Origin of the sequence: Floridaenema evergladense BLCC-F167 (genome assembly GCF_041929205.2) — a bacterium.
Classification (GTDB): domain Bacteria; phylum Cyanobacteriota; class Cyanobacteriia; order Cyanobacteriales; family Aerosakkonemataceae; genus Floridanema; species Floridanema evergladense.
The window spans coordinates 4,064,341-4,084,914 of record NZ_CM171625.1 but is presented as its reverse complement, the minus strand read 5'-3'; the positions used below and the strand labels follow the sequence as shown (position 1 = coordinate 4,084,914).

The following is a 20,574-nucleotide window of genomic DNA, read 5'->3' as shown; positions in this document are numbered from 1 at the left end:
CCTACCCTCACCAACAGACTTTTTCAGCAAGCCCTACTTAGGACTTGGAGACGCACCCGGACTTGGAGATGCACCCGGACTTGGAGATGCACCTTTAGCTGCTGGCGGTTGCACTGACTTTTGTTCTTGCTCAGTCAGCGGTCTGAGCATATTTAATCTAAAGGAAGTTGTAACACTGGTTTCTTGTTTGCGAACGGGAACTATTTGACCCTGCTGTTTATCCACCACTAATTTTTGAGAAGGAGCATCTAACAAAGTCTTAAAGTTATTTATTGCTAATAGATTCTTCTGCCGTTCTAAGTCGAACAGAAAATCTCTAGTTTGGGGAAAAGTCCCTTGCATTTCCACCTCATACACCTGACGGTATATTTGATTATTTGCTTGGGTACCAAAAGCACTATCATTAACAATACCAGAAGCACCAGGGTCAGGGTCAAATCTAGTTAATTTAGCCTTAACGTCTTCTGGCTTCAAGTTGCTATTTCTAGCTTCAACGCGCTTGTTCAGATCGAGGAGCGAAGTTTTTAAGCTTTGTTCGTTACTGAATAAAGCTGCTACTGTACTTCTTTGTCTTTTGGCTTCATTTCTTTCAGTAACTGCTTTTTCCATTAATGCTGGAAAATTTTCTTGAGCTTTTAGTTCTGATTCTTTTTGAGCTAGTTCCCCTCTGAGTTTCTTATTATTGTCCATTACTGGCATAACAAAATTATAGAATATATAACCAGCTACACCTAATCCTAAAACTGCAATTAAAGCACCAATTACAGGTGGTGTTAGTTGAATACCAAAAAGACTAGTAGAACCACCATTTTCACTTGCCTGTTGTTCTGCGCCGTCCAAGGCAAAATCAGCGTTACTCATTATTTAATAACTCCTTGTTTCTTCAGGGCTTCAATGCGTGTTGTTAATCCTAAATCACCCAAACCACCAATTTGTGCTAGTAATTGAGAAGCCGTTTTATCAGTCAGACTAGTCTGAATTTTAAATTGTACAACTTTGGGTAATGGGGGAATTTGAAAATTATTACCATCCGCTGGTGGTTTACTCGAATCACGTTCTACTTTAATGGGATTTTCAATCAATTTAGCTGTAATTAAGCGGGTGTCTTTGTTGTTTAAAAAGGCCGATCGCTGTAAAGTTAACATCAAGTCATTTACATTATCAAATGACGTAGCTATCCCAGTAATTTCTAATTTGTCAGCAGGTAAAACTGGAGTAGTACTAGCATTAGTTGGACTAGGAGTAGGAGTGGGCGTACTGCTGGAAGAAGAACTTATTTGTGGGTTAGGGACATTTTGACAACCAATACTAGAAGAAGAGTTACCGCTAGCCGGAACTTGTGCAATACAAGTAATTTGAACTCCTGGCGGTACTCTTTCGCTAATATCGTTAACCATTGCTGACCAAGGTCTAATTTGCTCGAACACGCTGGCTAATGCCTGAGTTTGTTGCTTGTATAAAGCAGTTTCTTGGCGAACTTTTTGTAATTGTCCCTGTTGTTGAGCAGCTTTATCCAAATCAGCTTGAACTTGAGTAATTTTCGCTTCTAAGTTACTTTGCTCTGAGGTTTGCCACCACCAAACACCAAGTACCGCTAAGGGGAAAATTACCCCTACTGCCACACCTGCAAATAATGGTGCCTTACCGCTGACAGTAAATTTTTTCTTTTGTTTGCTCTGCTCTGATTTAGCAAACTCAGGCCGATCTTTCAGAAAATTAACATCTAAACTGTACATTTTTAAACCTCTCTAAGTCCTAAACCCAAAACCACACCTAAACCAGGTCGTTGTACGGGAGCAATTTCATCTCCCACTTCCAAAGATAGTGCTGCTACGGGGTCTACTTGAATAGTAGGCAAACTCAAGCGTGATGTGAAAAATTCATCTAGTTGACCGATACCACCACCGGGTCCAGCTAATAGTAATTGTGCCACTTCTAAGTTGTTACTTTGATTTAAATAAAAATCGATCGAGCGGCGTAATTCATCAGCTAATTCTCCCAATACCCTCAGCATCGCTGCCATTCCCGGATTAATCCCCGTCGAACCAGTGCGAACGCTATCTGGTGGTGTGGAAGGAATAGTCATACTTTTTAAGAAATCCGTATTTCTGGTAGTAGGTAAATTCATTGCCCGATTTAGCGCACTTTGAATTTGGAACATTCCGATCGCTACAGTCCGTGAAAATTGCGGCACCCCATCAACAATAATCGCAATTTCTGTACTTTCAAATTCCACATCTACTAATACCACAGCTTCTTGCGGAGAAAATTGGCGTAATTGTTCCCGAATTGTCCGAATCAAAGCAAAACTATTAATCTCCAAAACATCAAGAGTTAAACCAGCTTGTTTAAACGTCTCAATGTAAGTATTGGTTACATCTTCCCGCACTGCTGCTAACAGCACTTGCACTTTTTCAATGCCATCCTCATCCGTAAAGAAACCGAGTTTTTGATAATCTACATCAGCTTCTTCTCGCGGAAAAGGTAAATACAAACCTGCTTCATGATCTAATACCATACTGCGGAGTTCTTTATCATCTAATTCCGCTGGAACTGGTATGATTCTGACAATTGCTCCCGCTGCTCCCGGTACAGCACTGGCAACTTTTGTCACCTTAATCTTTTTTTCTGCCAATGCAGTTTGAATGATTTCCGCCATCGTTGGTGGGTCGGTAATCATTCCTTCTTGAAAGACTCCTTCTGGCACCTCTACCGAATGTAAGGTGGTTATTTTAAAACCATGTCCTTGTTTCCGCAGTTGGGCAATATTTACCCTTTCTGAGCCTAATTCAATGCCAATACCTGGTTTACGCTTGGAAAATAAATTGCTGATGAAGTTAACCACTGTTGTCGCCCGTTTTGTGTCAAGTTTTAAAAGCAACCGCAAGGAGAATAATTACCGATCGAGATAAATTTAATATACCTGCTACCCAATTTAGTCTAGGATTACCACATTTGTCTTGAAAGTGCGATCGAGATTGACATGATTCAACATCAAAATTGGAAACGTTTAAGTGTGTTTGCTTTGTTAGGATTATTGCTCAGTTGGATTGTCAGTTGTAGTACTGGCAATGTCACCAATAACCCAGCTAAATCAAGTCGTCAAGAAGTGGAATTCTGGACGATGCAGTTACAGCCGCAGTTCACAGACTACTTTAACAAGCTAATCGCTACTTTTGAGGCTGAAAACAAAAGTGTTAAGGTACGTTGGGTAGATGTCCCTTGGAATGATATGCCCAGCAAAATCTTAACAGCGGTTTCTGCCAAGACTGCCCCGGATGTAGTAAACTTAAACCCGGTTTTTGCCACTCAATTAGCCGCCCGTAATGCTTGGCTGGAATTAGATGAGAAAATTCCTCAACCTTTACGCCAGTCTTATTTACCAAATATTTGGCAAGCGAGTACCTTGAACGGTAAGAGCTTTGGCATTCCTTGGTATTTAGCAACTCAAATAACTATTTATAACAAAGATTTGTTCCAACGGGCAGGTATTAGTAAACCTCCTGTTACTTACGCCGAGTTAGCACAAGTCGCGAAACAAGTAAAGGAAAAAACGGGCAAGTACGCTTTTTTTATTACTTTCGTTCCCGAAGATTCAGCAGAAGTGTTGGAATCTTTCGTGCAAATGGGTGTAAAGTTAGTAGATGCTCAAGGAAAAGCGGCGTTTAATTCTCCTGAAGGAAAAGCAGCTTTTCAATATTGGGTAGATTTATATAAACAAGGTTTGTTGCCCAAGGAAGTTTTAACCGCAGGTCATAGAAAAGGAATTGAACTTTACCAAGCTGGAGAAACGGCAATTTTAGTCACTGGTGCGGAATTCTTCAATACCATTGCTAAGAATGCCCCGGAAATTGCTAAAGTTTCGGCTATTGCGCCCCAAATTACTGGGAAAACTGGCAAGAGAAGTGTGGCGGTAATGAATTTAGTAATTCCCCGAAATACTCCTGAAGCTGATGCTGCTTTGAAGTTTGCTTTATTTGTCACTAATGACCAAAATCAATTAGCTTTTGCTAAGGAAGCAAATGTTTTACCTTCTACTGTTAAGGCGTTAGCCAATCCCTATTTTAAATCTGTTGCTGCTGATTCTTCGACTGTCGATCGAGCGCGTGTGGTTAGTGCTAGTCAAATGAAACAAGCGGAGGTTTTAATTCCAGCAATGAAGAAGGTGAATGTTCTGCAACGGCTAATTTACGATAATTTACAAGCGGCGATGTTGGGGCAAAAGTCGATCAAACAAGCTTTAGCTGATGCCGCAACGGAATGGAATCAAAATTAGGTACGTTGTTGCGCTTTAGCGCTCTTATGAGTAGCGCTAAAGCGCAACAACGTACAAAGCATAAAGATTCGTAAAGAAGCGATCGACAACAGTTTTTTTGGTGTACATTTTAATAATGGAAATCTGTGCGCTCTTATATACTGGTTAGATTCCTATTAAACCATATTTGAAACAAATATAAGGCAAATTTGCTAAATTGACAAGAACTGGGAAAAAGAAAGAGTTTAGCAAGGGAATTTTCAGAGAGATTTTTGGCTAAGTTGGAAGAAGTAACCGAGTAGATAGAGAGAACCACATAAAACAGTTAAACCTGGATTTTGAGGAACAGCAACTTCCAAAGCAGAGGAAAGATTGGGATAGGTTTGGATTAAACTTAATAGAGGACAAAGCTGTTGAGCGAGAGTTGCTAAATATTCAGGATTAGCAGAAGAATGATCGGGAACGGGTACGAGATGTAATTGGTCATTTGGTTGAAGTAAAGCTTGAAAGACATCAGCATGATCTTTAGTAGAAAGCATCCCGATAATCCAAGTTACTGATTGAGGATTGAGACTATTAATATAGTGACGAAGAGCGATCGCAGCTGCCGGATTATGAGCACCATCGATTAATATGGGATAATTTTGCCAATTAATCCATTGGACTCTTCCAGGCCATTTAGCATTTCCCATTCCCGAAACAATTGCTTCTGAAGAAATTTCCCAACCTTGTTTTTGAAGAAATTGAAGAGCAGCGATCGCCAAAGCCGAATTAGAAAGTTGAAACTCACCCAACAAACCCAAAGGAAACTTTACTCCTTCATACTCAACCCATCTTTCTTCCTCTGTTCTCTGCGTCTCTGCGGTTTTTAATTCCTTAGCCGCCTCTGGAAAAACCGAAGGACAATTTAACTCTTGAATTTTCCTTTTTACAACTGCCATAGCGTCCGGGGGTAACTGACCGATAACAGCCGGACAATTAGGTTTTAAAATCCCCGCTTTTTCGCCAGCGATCGCTGCCAAAGTTGAACCTAAAACCTGCCAATGTTCGCGACTAATAGAAGTGATGACGGTGACTAAAGGGCGATCGCAAACATTAGTTGCATCCAACCGACCACCCAACCCCACTTCAATCACCGCAATATCCACCTTTTGTTGAGCAAAATATAACCAAGCAGCGGCGGTAATTACCTCAAACAGAGTTGGAAATTCTGTATCTAAACTAATTGCAGACTTTACTTGTACAATTAACGATTCTAACTCTTCCAAAGGAATAGGTTTTTCATTGATACAAATGCGTTCATTCCAACTTACCAAATGGGGAGAAATATAACGACCGACGCGATAACCATCGGCGGTTAACACCGAAGAAAGATAGGCGCAAACTGAACCTTTACCATTCGTTCCAGCGACATGGACGATCGGAACTTGACGGTGAGGATTGCCTAAATTAGCGAGTAGGTTTTCGCTGCGTTCTAAACCTAAATTAACGCCAAAGTGGTGGAAAGGTTCGAGAAGAGAATCGATTGACACGGTAGAGCTTTGTTAAGAGATTAAGAAAAGTTTGTGACTAAACCTAAAGATATCTAAGATTTTATGATTGATCTGTGGATATCTGTTGTAAAAAATCATAAATTTGGGACTTGTGCCAGAATTATAGTATACGATCGCACCATAGTAATTGGCAACGTTATTTGCGGTGCAGAAACTTGGATAGCCGTCGCCATTTCGGGGAAAAGAATAAAGTATAATTGATAATCTGTTTAAACAGAAGTATAGTAAAAGAATTAGATAATAAAGGATAAACATCTGGGACTGAAGACAGTTCACAGAAATTAGATTTGCCATGACCATGAACTGAAATTGTAGCAACCTAGCTGCCTGATTCCTTATATTAGGAGATGAGTTAAATGAATCTTGGATCGACATTAAGTGAAAAAGCTATTTGCCCGGAACCACTACAACCCTCATCTCCAATTTCCCAAGAGAATCAAAATCAAGAACTGGTAAAGGAATGTAGCGATTGGTTAAGCTTTCATCGAATTTGGGGAAAACTGAAAGATGAAACATTGCAGGCGATCGCCCAATGCTTTCAACTTTTGAAAATAGAACCATCAACAGCGATTTACGAAGAAAGTCAAACCCCAGTGGGAGTTTATCTTCTCAAATGGGGTTCAGTGGAGATTTACCGCCTTTCCTTGATTGGCAAATCTCATATTAAATATCGCAGTGCCGGGGAATTGTTTGGTTATGTTCCATTAATAGGCGATTCAGAAAATGGTACTTATCAAGCAAGTGCGATCGCCATCAGTAAAAGCGAGATTTTGTTTTTATCGCGCTCAGACTTTGAGCAACTACTCAGTAAATATCCCGAAATTCAAGGAACAATCAATAGCTTCTTAGCCCAAGATTTAAAAGAATTTGCCCAACGCACAACCAAAGAACAATTGCGAATTTCTGGACTGCAACCTTATTTGCATTCCATACCCCAGGAAGAAGAGATTTTGGGCAGTAGTAAAGCCACCCAAAAATTGAAGAAACAGATAGAAAATGCAGCCAAAAACTTAAAACCCGTAGTTTTCCAAGCCGCACCAGGAACCGGAAAAACCTTTTTAGCTAGTTTGATTCATGCCCATTCCGGGCTAGCAAACCACCCCTTTGCGGAAATTGATTGCGCCACATTGTCCCAAACTGAAACAGGTGAATTAAACACCGATCCGCTATTTGGAAAAACTGGGAAATGTTTAGGAGTGTTGGAACTCTTAGAACGGGGTACATTATTAATTAGTAATGTGCAAATTTTGTCGAAAGTAGATAGCGATCGCTTAATTGATTACCTAAAAACCGGACTTTTAGTTTCCAATTCTGCCGACAAAAACCTAGAAAGCCAAGCCATCCAATCTTGGGTAAGACTAATTTTAGCATCCCCCAATAAACTCAACCTCCCCGAGGTCGAAGTCAACGAAATTAAACTATTCACCCTCCAACAGCGGAAAGCAGACATTCCCGAATTTGCCGACTATTTTCTCTTAAAATTTTCCCAAGAGCAATGCCGTCCAAAATTAGAAATCGATCGGGCAGATTTGCGGCGTTTGATTAGCTACAACTATCCCGGAAACCTGACAGAATTAGCAGCAATTCTGAAGCGGGCAATTACCATGACCCCCAAAGAACAAACTACTATACCAGAACAGGTACTTTGGTCGGTACAATCAGATACTAATACCTTTAGAATTGACCTGCTGAATCAATGGCCTTGGCTACGAAAATTCCTTCTTAGTCGTTGGTATCCCGCAGCAATTTGGGTAGTGATGATGGTAATTTTTGTTCCGGTCACGATCGCAGGTTTCATCAGTCCCCAAGACCGCAGCAGTAACATCATTCTTAACTTATTTTGGGCTTGGTGGTGGCCTGTTTATTTATTTTTGTTTCCCTTTGTCGGTCGTCTTTGGTGTGCAGTTTGTCCATTTATGATTACAGGAGAATTGATTCGCCGACTCTCCCTGTGGATTTTCCCACGAAAATTGCTACCTTGGCCTACAAAATGGTTAAATCGCTGGGGTGCTTATGTATTATTTGCGGGGTTCGTGATAATTTATCTTTGGGAAAAGCTTTGGGATTTACCTCACACCGCCTATCTTTCGGCTTGGTTACTGATTGCAATTACGGCTGGGGCAGTTATTGGTAGTTTAATTTATGAGCGTCGCCTTTGGTGTCGCTATTTGTGCCCAATTGGAGGCATGAATGGGATGTTTGCTAAACTTGCAATTGTCGAGTTGCGATCGACTCAACAAGTCTGCGGTAGTCAGTGTAGCACCTTCGGTTGTTTCAAAGGTAGTCCTGCCACTCCGGTTAATTTTCCCGATGCTTTACCCACAGAAGGACAAGAAACCGAAGGCTGTCCTCTCTATTCCCATCCCGCCCAATTGCAGGATAACCGAGATTGTGTGTTGTGTATGACTTGTCTGAAAGCTTGTCCTAACCGTTCAGTGCAACTAAATTTAAGGTTTCCCACAGCAGATTTACTCGCACAGCATCAGGGATTTTGGGCAGAAGTGGCGCTATTATTGCTACTGTTAGGTGGAGCTTGTATGCACCATGCTGACAAAATTTTGAGCCTTGTTGGTTTGGGGGATTTAGCGATCGATTCTGAGCATTTACTGATTGCTTTACCTGTAGTTATTTTACTTTTAAGTATTCCAGCAATTTTAACTTATTTAACTCATGCGATCGCTAGGGTTTTTGATAGTCGTCTCCCCAATTACCTAACAGTTATTTACGCCTATCTTCCCTTTACTTTGGGAACCAACCTTACCCATTATATTCCATCAGGAATCACAGAAGCAGGGCAAATTCTCCCAGTTTTGGCTCGGACTTTGGGTTATAGCGGCAATGGTTTACCTACCCTAACCTGGAGTCCTGATGTTGCTGCCTTTCTTCAAGGTGTAATTCTGCTTTCTAGTCTGGCTTTTAGTGCTTATTTTCTCATGCGAATTACCCAAGGTTCTTGGCTGAGTAATTTACCGCATTTACTGTTATTAACTGCCATGACTATTGCCTGTTTTTGGTTAATGGTCTAGACTGAATTCCTTAATTTTAATCTTTCTTTATTGCCTAAAACATAATGCGTATTTACACCAACATTACTGAAGTCATTGGTTGTACATCTCTGGTAAAACTTCAGCGATTACCTCAACAATCTGGCTGCCTTGCAGATATTGTCCTGAAACTTGAAGGAATGAATCCAGCCAAATCAGTAAAAGATCGAATTGCCGTGAGTATGATCGTCACAGCAGAAAAAGCCGGATTAATTCAACCTGGGATCTCAACTATTGTAGAGGCGACATCTGGTAATACAGGTATTGGATTGGCAATGGTATGTGCGGCTAAAGGATATCGATTAATTCTAACTATGCCGGAAAATATGAGCCGGGAACGCCAACAAATTGTGCAAGCTTATGGTGCAGAAGTGATGCTAACTCCGGCAGTATTAGATATGGCAGGAGCGATCGCTCTAGCTAACGAATTATTAGCTTCCACCCCTAATGCCTTCTCTCCTCAACAATTCAGCAATCCCGCTAATCCCAAAATTCATTATGAAACTACCGGGCCGGAAATCTGGCGCGATACAGATGGTAAAATCGATCTATTGGTTACAGGAGTTGGTACAGGCGGTACTTTGACTGGTGCCGGACGTTATCTCAAACAGCAAAAACCCGAATTGCAAATTATCGCAGTAGAACCTGTTACCAGTGCTGTTCTGAGCAGTAAATCCCCCGGACTTCACAACCTGCAAGGAATTGGTGCTGGCTTTATCCCCGATGTTCTCCGCGTTGATTTGATTGATGAAGTAATCACTGTTACCGATGAACAGGCTTACGATTTAGGGCGAAGGTTAGCCAGAGAAGAAGGTATCATTAGCGGTATTTCAACGGGTGCGGCGCTTTATGCGGGATTGGAGGTAGGAAAGCGATCGGCAAATCAAGGCAAACTGATCGCGATCGTTCAACCTAGTGCAGGTGAACGCTATCTCAGTACTCCCTTGTGGGCTTAATCCTGATTATTTGTCATGTCAAAAGACTTAACATAATGGTAAGTAAAAGCAAGAATAGCGGAAATTATTATAAGGAGAGCGTAATTCAGATGTTAACAGCAACAGTGGAAGCAAGAGAAATTTCCCTAGAGGAATGGATGGAAAACCCTGGCGATCGGGAATGGGTGAATGGAGAATTATTGGAGAAAAACCACATGACCCTTAAACATGGTCGCATTCAAGCTAAATTAGCTAGTTATTGGAGAAATTATAAAGACTCTAGCGAACAAGGAGGAGAAATTTATACTGATGCGCCTTGTCGGACAAACAAACAAGGACGCAAACCAGATGTTGCTTATTTAACTCCTGAACTATTAGTGCAATTTGGTGAAGCTACTGTCCTACCGCAAAGTTTCCCCTTAAGTGCAGAAATCGTTTCTCCGACAGACTTAGCAGAAGATGTGATTGCTAGAGCTATAGAGTATTTGCGATCGGGAGGAGAAGAAGTTTGGTTAATATTTCCTGATAATAAATGGGTAATTGTAGTAACTCAAAATCAACAACTTATCTTTACTTCTGGTAAAACCGTGAATACCCAAATTATCCTACCAGGTTTTAGCGTTTCCGTAGATGAACTATTAGCTTAATTTCTGAAATTAATTGTTATCTGTCATTTTTGTAAAGATCGGTGAAGGCAAAATTTATTCAAAAATTTGTTAGCAGTCTAAAGATTTTTACCCATAGCATCACCCTAAATTAAACAAACCGCCCCTCAAAAAGGAGACGGTTTGTAATTTAACTTTAGTTATTCAACCAAACTTAGGCTTGTTTGCTTAAAAACGCTTGTGCTTGAGCAATGGCATATTTACCGATATTGTAAACAGCCCAACCGCCTGCAACTGCCAAAGGAGCTAATACAACAATCACGCGCCAATCCATAGTTTGTTTCCCCTCTTTTAAAGTTTTATGAAGCAGGTTTCATCTTTAATTTATATTTTGCAATTAAGTGGGCAAAATTTCCAGAGTTACAACAAATTTTTATGGTGACAGAGGGGGAGGGAAACCCAAATCTGTACCCTTGCCAGCGTGAACCAAAGCCAACTTATGATAACGTTGGGCGTGGACGATTAATTCCTCGGCTTCTTCTGGGGAAACTTCGCGGACTCGTTTACCGGGAACACCGACGACTAAAGATAATGGGGGAACATCTTTCGTTACAATAGAACCTGCACCAATTAAACTACCTGCGCCGACTCTAACTCCATCTAAAATTACTGCGCCGATACCAATTAAACAGCCCCGTTCTATGTAGGCGGAATGGACTACCGCCCGATGTCCAACGGTGACGTAATCTTCTAAAATTGTAGGTTGTCCGGGGTCGCCATGTAAAATTGCGCCATCTTGAATATTGGTAAACTCACCTATAAAGATTTTTTCCACATCGGCGCGAACTACGGCGTTGTACCAAATACTTACTCCCGATTCTACTTGTAGCCAACCCATAACTGTGGCGTTGGGGGCAATAAAAGCGGCCTTGGACAAATCGGGTGTAGGCCAATAGGATGACAAACTAAGGAATAAGGGGTTGATATTCTCCACTATCTGCGATCGTTCCTGATGAAATGCCTGTATACCTCATGTCAGCTATAATAGAGCCACTGGTACCCATTCCACCGCAAAAAATGTTATTACTCACTTCATGATCAGCCCAGGTTTGCAATATCCAATTTTCGGCCCAGAAATTCAGTGTCCCCACTGTCGTCAGATTATTCCGGCATTGACACTGACGGATACTTATTTGTGTCAGCGTCATGGGGCTTTTGAGGCTAACCCGACAAATGGGGAACTCATTCATCTGCAATCTGGTCGTCAATGGCGGCGGTGGAATAATGAGTGGTATCGTCAGCATACCCATCCCGATGGAATTAGGTTTGAAATTCACGAAGCTCTCGATCGCTTATATACTCAAGGTTATCGGGCAACTAGAGTAATCATTGCCCGTCGCTACCAAGAACTGATTAGTGGTTATTTAGAACGAAGTACACCTTGGCGCGGACAGTCGGACTCTTCCCGACCCAGACTTTACGGCTTACCTGTTGATTTTAGCCCCGACCCTCAAGAGGAACCCTGCTGGGAAGTAATTAATTTTGATTTAGAAAAAGAACCCGGTGTCCCCGTGCGTTATCCTTATTACCGATTGTTTGAGTAGTGGTATAAGGCAGAGGCGCAGAGGTGCAGAGGAGAATAAATTGTCCTTGTCTCCTTGTCTCCTTGTCCCCTTGTCCCCAGTCCCCAGTCCCCAGTCCCCAGTCCCCAACCCATGCACCATGCTTCGATTCGTACTGCTAATATACACCGAGCGATCGCATTTTACGAACAGCTAGGTTTTACAGTCTGCGAACGTTTCACCACAGGTTACACCCTCGCTTGTTGGATGGAAGGTTTAGGCGGACGCATCGAGTTAATTCAAATTCCCGAACCTCACCCAGCGCCAGATGCTTTTGGTAACGAACATTACGTCGGTTACTACCATCTATCTTTTGATTTAACCCATTCCACCCCCGACTTACCCAGTTGGTTATCATCTTTAAAAGAACGCTTTGCAGAGGTTTCCCGCCAGCAACCTGAACAACTCTCCCCCTTAAAAGTGCTTTTAGAACCCACTCAGCAAGCGATCGGTAATAAAGTTTATGAAGTAACATTTATTGCTGATACTGATGGATTACCCTTAGAATTTATTAGAGTTCTCAGTCCTTCTTAACCATCAACTGCTTAATAAGAAACATTAAAACAATCAGGAATTTTGTGGTTTAAAGGCGAAAAACTGTTCTGGCAACCCAAGAAATAAGCATAAAGTTGGTAAAATGCTGATCTGTTACCCGATAATGCGAAGAAAGTAACTTCCAGCAAATTAACAAATAGCTTGTTGCTTAATTCAACCAACAACAATATTGTTCGCCGAATAAACTATGTCTCTTTCATCATTGTGGCGTAAATATCGCCTGTTCGGATTAATTTTTAGTCTCTGTCTGGGGACAACATTAATGTTCGCCAGAGGCGCAACTTCTACCCAATCTACTATTAGTTCTGACTTGCTAACCCCAAATTTAAAACCCAACGTTGAATTAGCACTTAATAATCCGCCGCAAGCACCTAATTTAACCGAAAATGTTCGCCAAACTGTACTAGAAAATGGTTTGACCGTTTTGACAAAAGAAGTACATAGCGCACCTGTGGTAACAGTTCAAGTTTGGTATAAAGTAGGGTCGCGGAATGAAGAACCGGGTGTTAACGGTATTGCCCACCAATTAGAACATATGTTATTCAAAGGGACAATCGATCGTCCCATTCAATTTGGACATTTGTTTAGTGCTTTAGGAAGTGATTCTAACGCTTTTACAGGTTACGATCAAACAGCTTATTATGGCACTGTAGAACGGGATAAACTAACAGCATTACTAACTTTAGAAGCAGATAGAATGCAAAATGCTCGGTTAGATTCTCAAGATTTAGAACGGGAAAAGAGAGTAGTAATTTCCGAATTGCAAGGTTACGAAAATAGCCCAGAATATCGCTTGTATCGTACCGTTGCCAAAGCGACTTTTCCTAATAGTATGTATGGTCTACCTGTGGGTGGAACAAAGGCGGACGTGCAAAAGTTTACACTCGAACAAGTGCGGTATTATTACGAAACTTTTTACAGTCCAGATAATGCCATTTTAGTAATTGTGGGAGACTTTAAAACAGACCCCACTTTACAAACAGTTAAAGAGTTATTTGGCAACCTTCCCAAACGGGGAGAAGCGGATAGGAAAAAGATTTTAGAAAAGCAAACAACTCCGGTTAACAATTCCTCTCCCACTAATAAGAGTAAAGCACCTATTGTGTTAAAAGAACCGGGAAGTGCGCCTTTATTACAAATAATGTATCCTTTGCCAAAAGCAGGTAATCCTGATGAAGCTGCTTTGCAAGTAATGGATTATGTGTTAACGGGAGGGCGCAGTTCTAGATTGTATGAAGCTTTAGTAGAATCGGGAATTGCGAACAGTGTAGAAGGGGAAGTTTCTATTTTAGCGGACATAGGTTGGTATGGACTTTCTGCTAGTGCTGCACCTAATCAAAGAATCCAAAAAGTTGCCACTGTGATTCGCCAAGTAATTACGAATTTGCAAAATCAAGGAGTTACGGCGGAGGAATTAAAAAGAGCAAAGGCGCAATTTAACGCTGGGGCAATTTTAGAAAATCGAGATATTAATTCTCAAGCTTATCAATTGGGAGAGGCAATAACTACAACAGGTAATTATCGCCATACTGATACTTTGATGGCAGCAATTTCTAAAGTTACTGCGGCAGATGTGCAAAGAGTAGCGAAAAAGTATCTGGTTCCAGCTAAAAGTACGGTGGGCTATTTTCAACCTACTCAATTACGGGAAGAAGTAAAGCCTCAAACTATTAATAATCATCAAACTTCAGGAAATTATAATTCTGGTGGGCGAATAGATCCAGAGTTAGTTGCTAAGTATCTTCCCCCAATTTCTAGTAGTTCGGAAACACCAACTCAAAAAGTGTTACCGGAGTCTTTTAATTTAGATAATGGGATGCAGGTATTGTTGTTACCTGATAAAAGTACTCCCGCAGTAACTTTGAGTGGTTATATTCGTGCTGGGACGGAATTCGATCCACTGAATAAGTCAGGTTTGGCGGGGTTAACGGCAGGAAATTTGCTGAATGGAACTAAGACTAAGAATGTGTTAGGGATCGTCAAATCTTTAGAAAATATTGGTGCTAATTTAGATTTTGAGGAAGCAGCGGAAGGTGTGAGTATTGATGGCAGTAGTTTATCTAACGATCTGCCAACATTAATTAGCACTTTAGCTGATGTGGTACAAAATGCGACTTTTCCAGCAGATCAATTAGAAATTACCAGAGAAGCGGCAATTGCTGAAGTGGAACAAAGTAAAGATGACCCAGAATTTTTAGCATTTAAAACTTTGCAACAAACAGTTTATCCACCAAATCATCCATTTTATGCTTTTCCCACAACTAAGAGTTTGCGGAGTATTACTCGTGCAGAAATTATGCAGTTTTACAAACAGCATTATCGTCCTGATACGATGATTTTGGTGTTAATGGGAGATTTTGATTCAGCAAAAGCACGATCGCTAATTCAACAACAATTTGGCAAATGGAAAGCAACTGGAAACCCCCCAGAAGTAACTTTTCCCGATGTACCAATGCCAGCAAAAACTGTACAATTAAATCCAGTAGTTCCCGGTAAATCTCAATCAATTACCTTCATGGGTTATCGGGCAATTAACCGCAAAGATCCACGTTACTACACAGCAATAGTGTTTAATCACATTTTGGGTGGTGATGCTTTTGCTAGTAGATTGGGTGAGGAAATTCGCGATCGCTTAGGTTTAACTTACGGCATTTATAGCAGCTTCAACGCAGGTCAACAACCAGGTCTGTTTTTAATTAATATGCAGACTGCACCAGAAGACGCAAATAAAGCAATTACTAGCACCTTAAATTTGCTGCAAGAAGTTCACACTCAAGGGGTAACAAAGGCAGAAGTAGAGAATGCCAAAAACTCTATTTCCAGAAGCTATGCTGTAGAATTGGCAGATCCAGATAATTTGTCTGGTGCCATTTTAATGAACCGAGTTTACGGTTTAGACATCTCAGAAATTCACAATTTCCCCCAACAAATTCAAGCTGTGACTACTGAAGAAGTGAACAAAGTTGCTAAAGAATTACTGCGACCTGATAATTTAATTATTGTCACTGCTGGCCCATCTTTGGCAGCGAAAAAGTAGACTCAGATCCTCGTTCCCAGATTCAACTTGGGAACGAGGATCTGAGAATCATTTCTGTCACGCTGCACTAGTCCCCCAGTCTCCAGTCCCTAGTCTCCTAAAACAATGATGATTAAACTTTTGGGTTTCCTGCAAAAAACTCTTTGGATAGTGGTAGGGTTAGTAGTTTGTTTAGTGGTGATTTTTCCGGTTCCGGCGATCGCAGCTACAACCTCCACTAATGTAGAAATAGTAAACATCGATCTGGGTAATACTGCCAACGAATTGAAATTTGTTCCTAACGAACTTAAACTAGTTGTCGGAAACCGCTACAAATTAGTTTTAAATAATCCCAGTCCGCAAAAACATTACTTCACAGCTAAAGACTTTGCTGATAACAGTTGGACACAAAAAGTGGAAGCGGGGAAAGTAGAAATTAAAGGCGCAATTAACGAATTAGAACTTAAACCGGGCGCAACCGCAGAATGGGTATTAATCCCAGAAAAATCGGGGACTTATTCCCTGCGTTGTCCTATTCCCGGACATACGGAAGCGGGAATGACCGGGAAAATTATTATTACTGCTGAGTAAAAATTTGTACGTTGTTGCGCTTCAGCGCTAAAGCTCAACAACGTACCTGCTAAAAACTTGCAATATCAGTTAACGTAGATTAAGACAAGATAATAAACTGCCAAACACAAGCTAGGTAGTGGGTAGTGAGCAGTGGGAAAGTAAGATATATTTTTGTGTTGATATCTTTATAAATCTTAGCTTTCAGGCTATATACTTTTACCAACTGCCCAATATTGGCTACCGTCTACTTAACAGTTTAATTACCACCCTTAGCTACCTGTTAATTTATGAACATTCTCAGCAACATACTCCCCCAAACACCAGCAGCACCAAGCAACAAAAAACGTAGAGGTATTGAAATTAAGTCGCAGCGTGAGATTGAGATTATGCGACAGGCAGCGAAAATTGTGGCGACGGTACTCAAAGAGATTTCTCTGATGGTAGAACCTGGAATGACGACAGCTGACATCGATGCTTTCGCGGAAAAACGGATTCGGGAAATGGGCGCAACTCCCAGTTTTAAAGGTTACATGGGATTTCCGGCTTCAATTTGCTCTAGTGTTAATAATGAAGTAGTACATGGCATTCCTAATCCGAAAAAAGTAATTCGCGCTGGTGATGTTTTAAAAGTTGATACGGGCGCTTACTTTCAAGGTTTTCATGGTGACTCTTGCATCACTATTGGTGTGGGCAATGTGGCACCAGAAGCGGCTAAATTAATTCGAGTAGCGGAAGAAGCTTTATACAAAGGTATTGAACAAGTGAAAGCAGGTAATTATTTAATGGATCTTGCTGGTGCAATTCAAGACCATGTGGAAGCGAATGGGTTTACTATTGTGGAAGATTTTACTGGACATGGTGTAGGTCGAAATCTGCACGAAGAACCTTCTGTGTTTAATTTCCGCACTCGTGAAATGCCGAATGTGAAATTGCGGGCGGGGATGACTTTAGCGATCGAACCAATAGTAAATGCTGGTTCTCGGTTTACCCGCACTCTGTCGGATAAGTGGACGGCAGTTACTGTGGATAATGCCCTTTCTGCTCAATTTGAGCATACAGTATTGGTGACAGAAAATGGTTATGAGATTTTGACCGATCGCTCGCAAGTTTAATTTCAGTGACAAGCAAAAATTATTGAGAGGGAAGGAAATCTCCCCTCTTTTTTATGTTCATTGGATTGAAAAGTGATAACCATGAATAAGATTGATTTAGCATTTACTCCAGCTTTAGAACAAGCGCAACTAATTAAAAATGGTGAAATTTCGCCTTTAGAATTAGTGGAAGTTTATTTGGAACGTATCCAAAATTTAAATCCTCAATTAGGTAGTTATTTTACTGTTACCGCAGAGGAAGCGTTAGCTGATGCGAAAGGGAAAACTGAACAATTAGCAGTCAGTAAGGAAAATTTGCCTCCTTTTTTTGGGGTGACAATTTCGATTAAAGATTTGACTTCTGTAGTGGGTGTACGTTGTACTTATGGTACGCCAGTTTTAATGAATCAAATTGCTAGTTATGATGATGGCATTGTCAGCAAAATTAAAGCAGCTGGTTTTACTATTTTGGGCAAAACTGCTACTTCGGAATTAGGTTCTTTACCTTACACAGAACCGCTAGGTTTTCCCCCGGCGAGAAACCCTTGGAATTTAGAATATACTCCTGGTGGATCGAGTGGTGGTGCAGCGGCTTCGGTAGCAGCGGGATTAAGTTCGATCGCGCAAGGTTCCGATGGTGGTGGTTCAATTCGTGGCCCAGCTTTTTGTTGCGGTGTGGTGGGAATTAAACCTTCTAGAGGTCGGATTTCTTTTGCGCCAGTAGGCGATCGCTTGAGTGGAATTTCTGTCAATGGGCCGATCGCCCATACCGTAGCTGATGCCGCAGCATTACTCGATGTCATGTCCGGTTATATTACCGGAGATCCCTATTGGTTACAAGATCCAAATCCCTCTTTTCTCGTCGCCACAAAACAAAATCTCGGTTCTTTAAATATCGCTTTTTCTAACACCTTGCTACCCGTAGGCGAAGCCGATCCAATTTGCCAAAAATCAGTACTAGAAACAGTAAAAATTTTAGCAGAAATGGGTCATAAAGTTAACGAAATTTCTCTAGACCTCAACGATCTAATTGAACCGTTTAGATTAGTTTGGCAATCAGGCGTAGTAGCAGCAGGAATTCCATCAGCCGCCTTAGATAAAGTTAATCAATGGTTGGCAGAACATAGCTGTAACGCTGGCGAATATTTACAAGCTGTGGCGCAAATGCAAATAATTGCACGGCGCATAGTTGCCTTATTTGACAATTTTGATGTTTTAGTATTACCTGTATTTATGCACCCGACAATTCGCGTAGGTGAATGGGCAGAATTACCCCCAGAAGCAGCGTTAGCAAAAGTGATTAATTGGGTAGCACCTTGTCCGCCTTTTAATGCCAGCGGACAGCCATCTATAGCGATTCCGATGGGTTTTAATTCAGCTACAGGTTTACCTTTAGGAGTACAATTAGTAGGTCGTCCAGCCGCAGAAGCAACTTTAATTTCTTTAGCAACACAAATTGAAGCAGCTAAACCCTGGATTCAACATCGTCCAACTTTAGCAACTTAAAAAGTTGTTAATCTATGCGGCGAGATTCGATCTTTTACCAATTGTTCCAACAATCGCCAGAACTGTTGTTTGAGCTACTGGATAATCCTCCAGCCAATGCTCAAAATTACCGCTTTGATTCCGTTGCTGTTAAAGAACCCAAGTTTGAAATTGATGGGGTATTTCTACCTCCAGAATCAGAAACACCGGGAGTTGTTTATTTCTGCGAAGTTCAGTTTCAAAAGGACGAACAACTTTATGAGCGATTGTTTGGGGAATTGTTTTTATATTTTTACCGTAACCGCGATCGCTTTGATGATTGGCAAGCTGTAGTGATCTATCCATCCCGATCGATCGAGCAGAGTCAAACTCGCCCATATCAAGATTTATTGAATGGCGATCGCGTTCATCGAGTTTACCTAAATGAATTGGGCGAAATGGCTCAATTGCCGTTAGGGGTTGCGTTAATGGTATTGACAACGCTTCCAGAAACTCAAGCACCAATAGAAGCGCGAAATTTGCTCTTCCGTTCCCGACAGGAGTCACCACAAACGAGCCGTGCGATCATGGAGATGGTAACGACAATTATGGTTTATAAGTTCACAAATCTAAGTCGGCGAGAGGTGGAAGCAATGCTAGGAATCACGCTTGGGCAAACACGGGTGTACCAAGAGGCAAAAGCGGAGGGACGTGAAGAGGGAGAGCGATCGCTCATCTTGCGGCAACTACCCCGACGGGTGGGAGAAGTGCCTGAGTCAATCAGAGTACAAATTGAGGCTTTATCCCTTACCCAACTAGAATCTTTGGCAGAAGCGTTGCTGGATTTCTCTAATTTGTCTGATTTAGAGACATGGTTGGCAGAGGAGCAAGGAAGCAGGGGAGAATAATTTGAATCCAACTAAAGGTACAGTCAAATAGGCTGACAAAGCAAATGGAATTAAGTATTTCTACAAATCAAACACTTGAATACTTGGAATGCGTTTTACACTTTGAAAGTAGCTTCATGTCTGATGATATTTCATCGGAAGATTATGAGTATTTTTTTGAAGTTGCTAGGGAGCAGGGTTTAGATATTTCGGAAGCTTATGCTAGATTTGCGAAATTACAAACTCAAGTCCGAAAAATTAATGGTCTAGTTTTCTTATTTAAAGATATAGAGTCAGATCTTGAGGATACTTCTAGCCAGACTGATCTCGATCGAGAAATAGATGAAGTTAACCTTCCTATTACTGATTCAAATTTTAAAGCTTTACGAAAAGAAGAACTAGTTAAAACAGAAACACAAATCAGAAAAATTAAGCAAAAAATAGAAAAGCTTGAAGCGGAAAAAAGAAGACTGGAAGATGTTTGTCTGAGACTGCTTCCTGCGCTTTTCTATTCATTGACGCAGTTAGTTCTTGAATTTTGGGATTTTTTGACTCCCCAAATGCAATTTAGCTTGGAAGAGTTAGCTTACAAATTGTATCGAAATGAAGTAAAAGGGAAAGAACCAGATTTAAAGTCTGGTTCATATCTAGCTATCAACGCAGGAAAGCTAAACGCTTACTATGTGTACTCAAATTTTGTTGACGTTATTGTTGTAATAACTGGCAGAGAAGATCCGGAAATGCTGGGTTTGAGTATGGCAGAGAAAAAAGCGATCGAACGCTTACAATATATTGATGATGAATCAATGTGGTTTGAATTACCGCCTAGTAATCGTTCGCAGCCTATTACACCTGAAGAAATTGAGGAACACATGAAGAAACGTGGATACAGCTAAATATTTTGTAAAATTTTTTCAATTTGTTTCGACGCAAGATTTGCCTGGTTTACCTGAAGTTCTTATAGATGATTTGCC

The 20,574-nt window shown here is 41.0% G+C and carries 20 protein-coding genes; 13 read left to right on the top strand and 7 right to left on the bottom strand.

Annotation, left to right across the window (positions count from 1 at the left end; all coding sequences use genetic code 11):
• Positions 1-33: 33 nt before the first annotated feature.
• From ACE1CA_RS19935 to pilM, 3 genes are read right to left on the bottom strand one after another with little or no spacing between them, the layout of a single operon-like run.
• The gene (locus tag ACE1CA_RS19935) at positions 34-861 is read right to left on the bottom strand and encodes a hypothetical protein (protein ID WP_413277508.1); all 828 of its coding nucleotides are present in this window, start codon (positions 859-861) and stop codon (positions 34-36) included.
• Positions 861-1,736 carry a PilN domain-containing protein gene (locus tag ACE1CA_RS19930; protein WP_413277509.1) on the bottom strand — a complete coding sequence of 292 codons (876 nt, stop codon included), beginning with the start codon at positions 1,734-1,736 and terminating at the stop codon, positions 861-863. The genes ACE1CA_RS19935 and ACE1CA_RS19930 overlap by 1 nt, the downstream gene beginning before the upstream one ends.
• A gap of 2 nt (positions 1,737-1,738) precedes the next feature.
• Positions 1,739-2,845: a type IV pilus assembly protein PilM gene (gene pilM, locus ACE1CA_RS19925; protein WP_413277510.1), complete on the bottom strand. Its 1,107-nt coding sequence runs from the start codon at positions 2,843-2,845 to the stop codon at positions 1,739-1,741.
• Between the two features lie 138 nt (positions 2,846-2,983).
• Between pilM and ACE1CA_RS19920 the strand changes: the two genes are divergently transcribed.
• Positions 2,984-4,276, top strand: coding sequence for an ABC transporter substrate-binding protein (locus ACE1CA_RS19920; protein WP_413277511.1), 1,293 nt, complete (start codon positions 2,984-2,986; stop codon positions 4,274-4,276).
• Positions 4,277-4,515: 239 nt separating this feature from the next.
• On the opposite strand, the gene ACE1CA_RS19915 is transcribed toward ACE1CA_RS19920, so the two are convergent.
• Positions 4,516-5,787, bottom strand: coding sequence for a bifunctional folylpolyglutamate synthase/dihydrofolate synthase (locus ACE1CA_RS19915; RefSeq protein WP_413280476.1), 1,272 nt, complete (start codon positions 5,785-5,787; stop codon positions 4,516-4,518).
• Between the two features lie 63 nt (positions 5,788-5,850).
• On the opposite strand from ACE1CA_RS19915, the gene ACE1CA_RS19910 reads away from it, so the two are divergent.
• The 4 genes from ACE1CA_RS19910 to ACE1CA_RS19895 all read left to right on the top strand — a co-directional run bounded on the left by ACE1CA_RS19910 (position 5,851) and on the right by ACE1CA_RS19895 (position 10,434).
• Positions 5,851-6,009: a hypothetical protein gene (locus ACE1CA_RS19910; RefSeq protein ID WP_413280475.1), complete on the top strand. Its 159-nt coding sequence runs from the start codon at positions 5,851-5,853 to the stop codon at positions 6,007-6,009.
• A gap of 155 nt (positions 6,010-6,164) precedes the next feature.
• Positions 6,165-8,834: a cyclic nucleotide-binding domain-containing protein gene (locus ACE1CA_RS19905; protein WP_413280474.1), complete on the top strand. Its 2,670-nt coding sequence runs from the start codon at positions 6,165-6,167 to the stop codon at positions 8,832-8,834.
• Positions 8,835-8,878: 44 nt separating this feature from the next.
• Positions 8,879-9,808: a cysteine synthase A gene (gene cysK, locus ACE1CA_RS19900; RefSeq protein WP_413280473.1), complete on the top strand. Its 930-nt coding sequence runs from the start codon at positions 8,879-8,881 to the stop codon at positions 9,806-9,808.
• An 89-nt stretch (positions 9,809-9,897) separates the two neighbouring features.
• A complete protein-coding gene (locus ACE1CA_RS19895) occupies positions 9,898-10,434 on the top strand; it encodes a Uma2 family endonuclease (protein ID WP_413280472.1) in 537 nt (178 codons plus the stop codon).
• A 172-nt stretch (positions 10,435-10,606) separates the two neighbouring features.
• On the opposite strand, the gene ACE1CA_RS19890 is transcribed toward ACE1CA_RS19895, so the two are convergent.
• The 3 genes from ACE1CA_RS19890 to ACE1CA_RS19880 all read right to left on the bottom strand — a co-directional run bounded on the left by ACE1CA_RS19890 (position 10,607) and on the right by ACE1CA_RS19880 (position 11,483).
• Entirely contained in the window at positions 10,607-10,726 is a 120-nt protein-coding gene (locus ACE1CA_RS19890; RefSeq protein WP_413280471.1) for a photosystem II protein Y, read from the bottom strand.
• Between the two features lie 99 nt (positions 10,727-10,825).
• Positions 10,826-11,377, bottom strand: coding sequence for a gamma carbonic anhydrase family protein (locus ACE1CA_RS19885; protein ID WP_459563691.1), 552 nt, complete (start codon positions 11,375-11,377; stop codon positions 10,826-10,828).
• Positions 11,358-11,483: a hypothetical protein gene (locus ACE1CA_RS19880; RefSeq protein WP_413280470.1), complete on the bottom strand. Its 126-nt coding sequence runs from the start codon at positions 11,481-11,483 to the stop codon at positions 11,358-11,360. The genes ACE1CA_RS19885 and ACE1CA_RS19880 overlap by 20 nt, the downstream gene beginning before the upstream one ends.
• Positions 11,484-11,486: 3 nt before the next feature.
• On the opposite strand from ACE1CA_RS19880, the gene ACE1CA_RS19875 reads away from it, so the two are divergent.
• The 8 genes from ACE1CA_RS19875 (at position 11,487) to ACE1CA_RS19840 (ending at position 20,496) form a co-directional block, all read left to right on the top strand.
• Positions 11,487-11,996 carry a TIGR02652 family protein gene (locus tag ACE1CA_RS19875; protein ID WP_413280469.1) on the top strand — a complete coding sequence of 170 codons (510 nt, stop codon included), beginning with the start codon at positions 11,487-11,489 and terminating at the stop codon, positions 11,994-11,996.
• A gap of 111 nt (positions 11,997-12,107) precedes the next feature.
• A complete protein-coding gene (locus ACE1CA_RS19870) occupies positions 12,108-12,548 on the top strand; it encodes a VOC family protein (protein WP_413280468.1) in 441 nt (146 codons plus the stop codon).
• Between the two features lie 208 nt (positions 12,549-12,756).
• Positions 12,757-15,606: a M16 family metallopeptidase gene (locus ACE1CA_RS19865; RefSeq protein WP_413280467.1), complete on the top strand. Its 2,850-nt coding sequence runs from the start codon at positions 12,757-12,759 to the stop codon at positions 15,604-15,606.
• Between the two features lie 108 nt (positions 15,607-15,714).
• The gene (locus tag ACE1CA_RS19860) at positions 15,715-16,176 is read left to right on the top strand and encodes a plastocyanin/azurin family copper-binding protein (RefSeq protein ID WP_413280477.1); all 462 of its coding nucleotides are present in this window, start codon (positions 15,715-15,717) and stop codon (positions 16,174-16,176) included.
• A gap of 269 nt (positions 16,177-16,445) precedes the next feature.
• Positions 16,446-17,270 carry a type I methionyl aminopeptidase gene (gene map / locus ACE1CA_RS19855; protein WP_413280466.1) on the top strand — a complete coding sequence of 275 codons (825 nt, stop codon included), beginning with the start codon at positions 16,446-16,448 and terminating at the stop codon, positions 17,268-17,270.
• 81 nt (positions 17,271-17,351) lie between these two features.
• Positions 17,352-18,755 carry an amidase gene (locus ACE1CA_RS19850; protein ID WP_413280465.1) on the top strand — a complete coding sequence of 468 codons (1,404 nt, stop codon included), beginning with the start codon at positions 17,352-17,354 and terminating at the stop codon, positions 18,753-18,755.
• 14 nt (positions 18,756-18,769) lie between these two features.
• Positions 18,770-19,621, top strand: coding sequence for an Rpn family recombination-promoting nuclease/putative transposase (locus ACE1CA_RS19845; protein WP_413280464.1), 852 nt, complete (start codon positions 18,770-18,772; stop codon positions 19,619-19,621).
• A 44-nt stretch (positions 19,622-19,665) separates the two neighbouring features.
• Positions 19,666-20,496, top strand: a complete 831-nt coding sequence (locus tag ACE1CA_RS19840) for a hypothetical protein (protein ID WP_413280463.1) — start codon at positions 19,666-19,668, stop codon at positions 20,494-20,496.
• Positions 20,497-20,574: the final 78 nt, after the last annotated feature.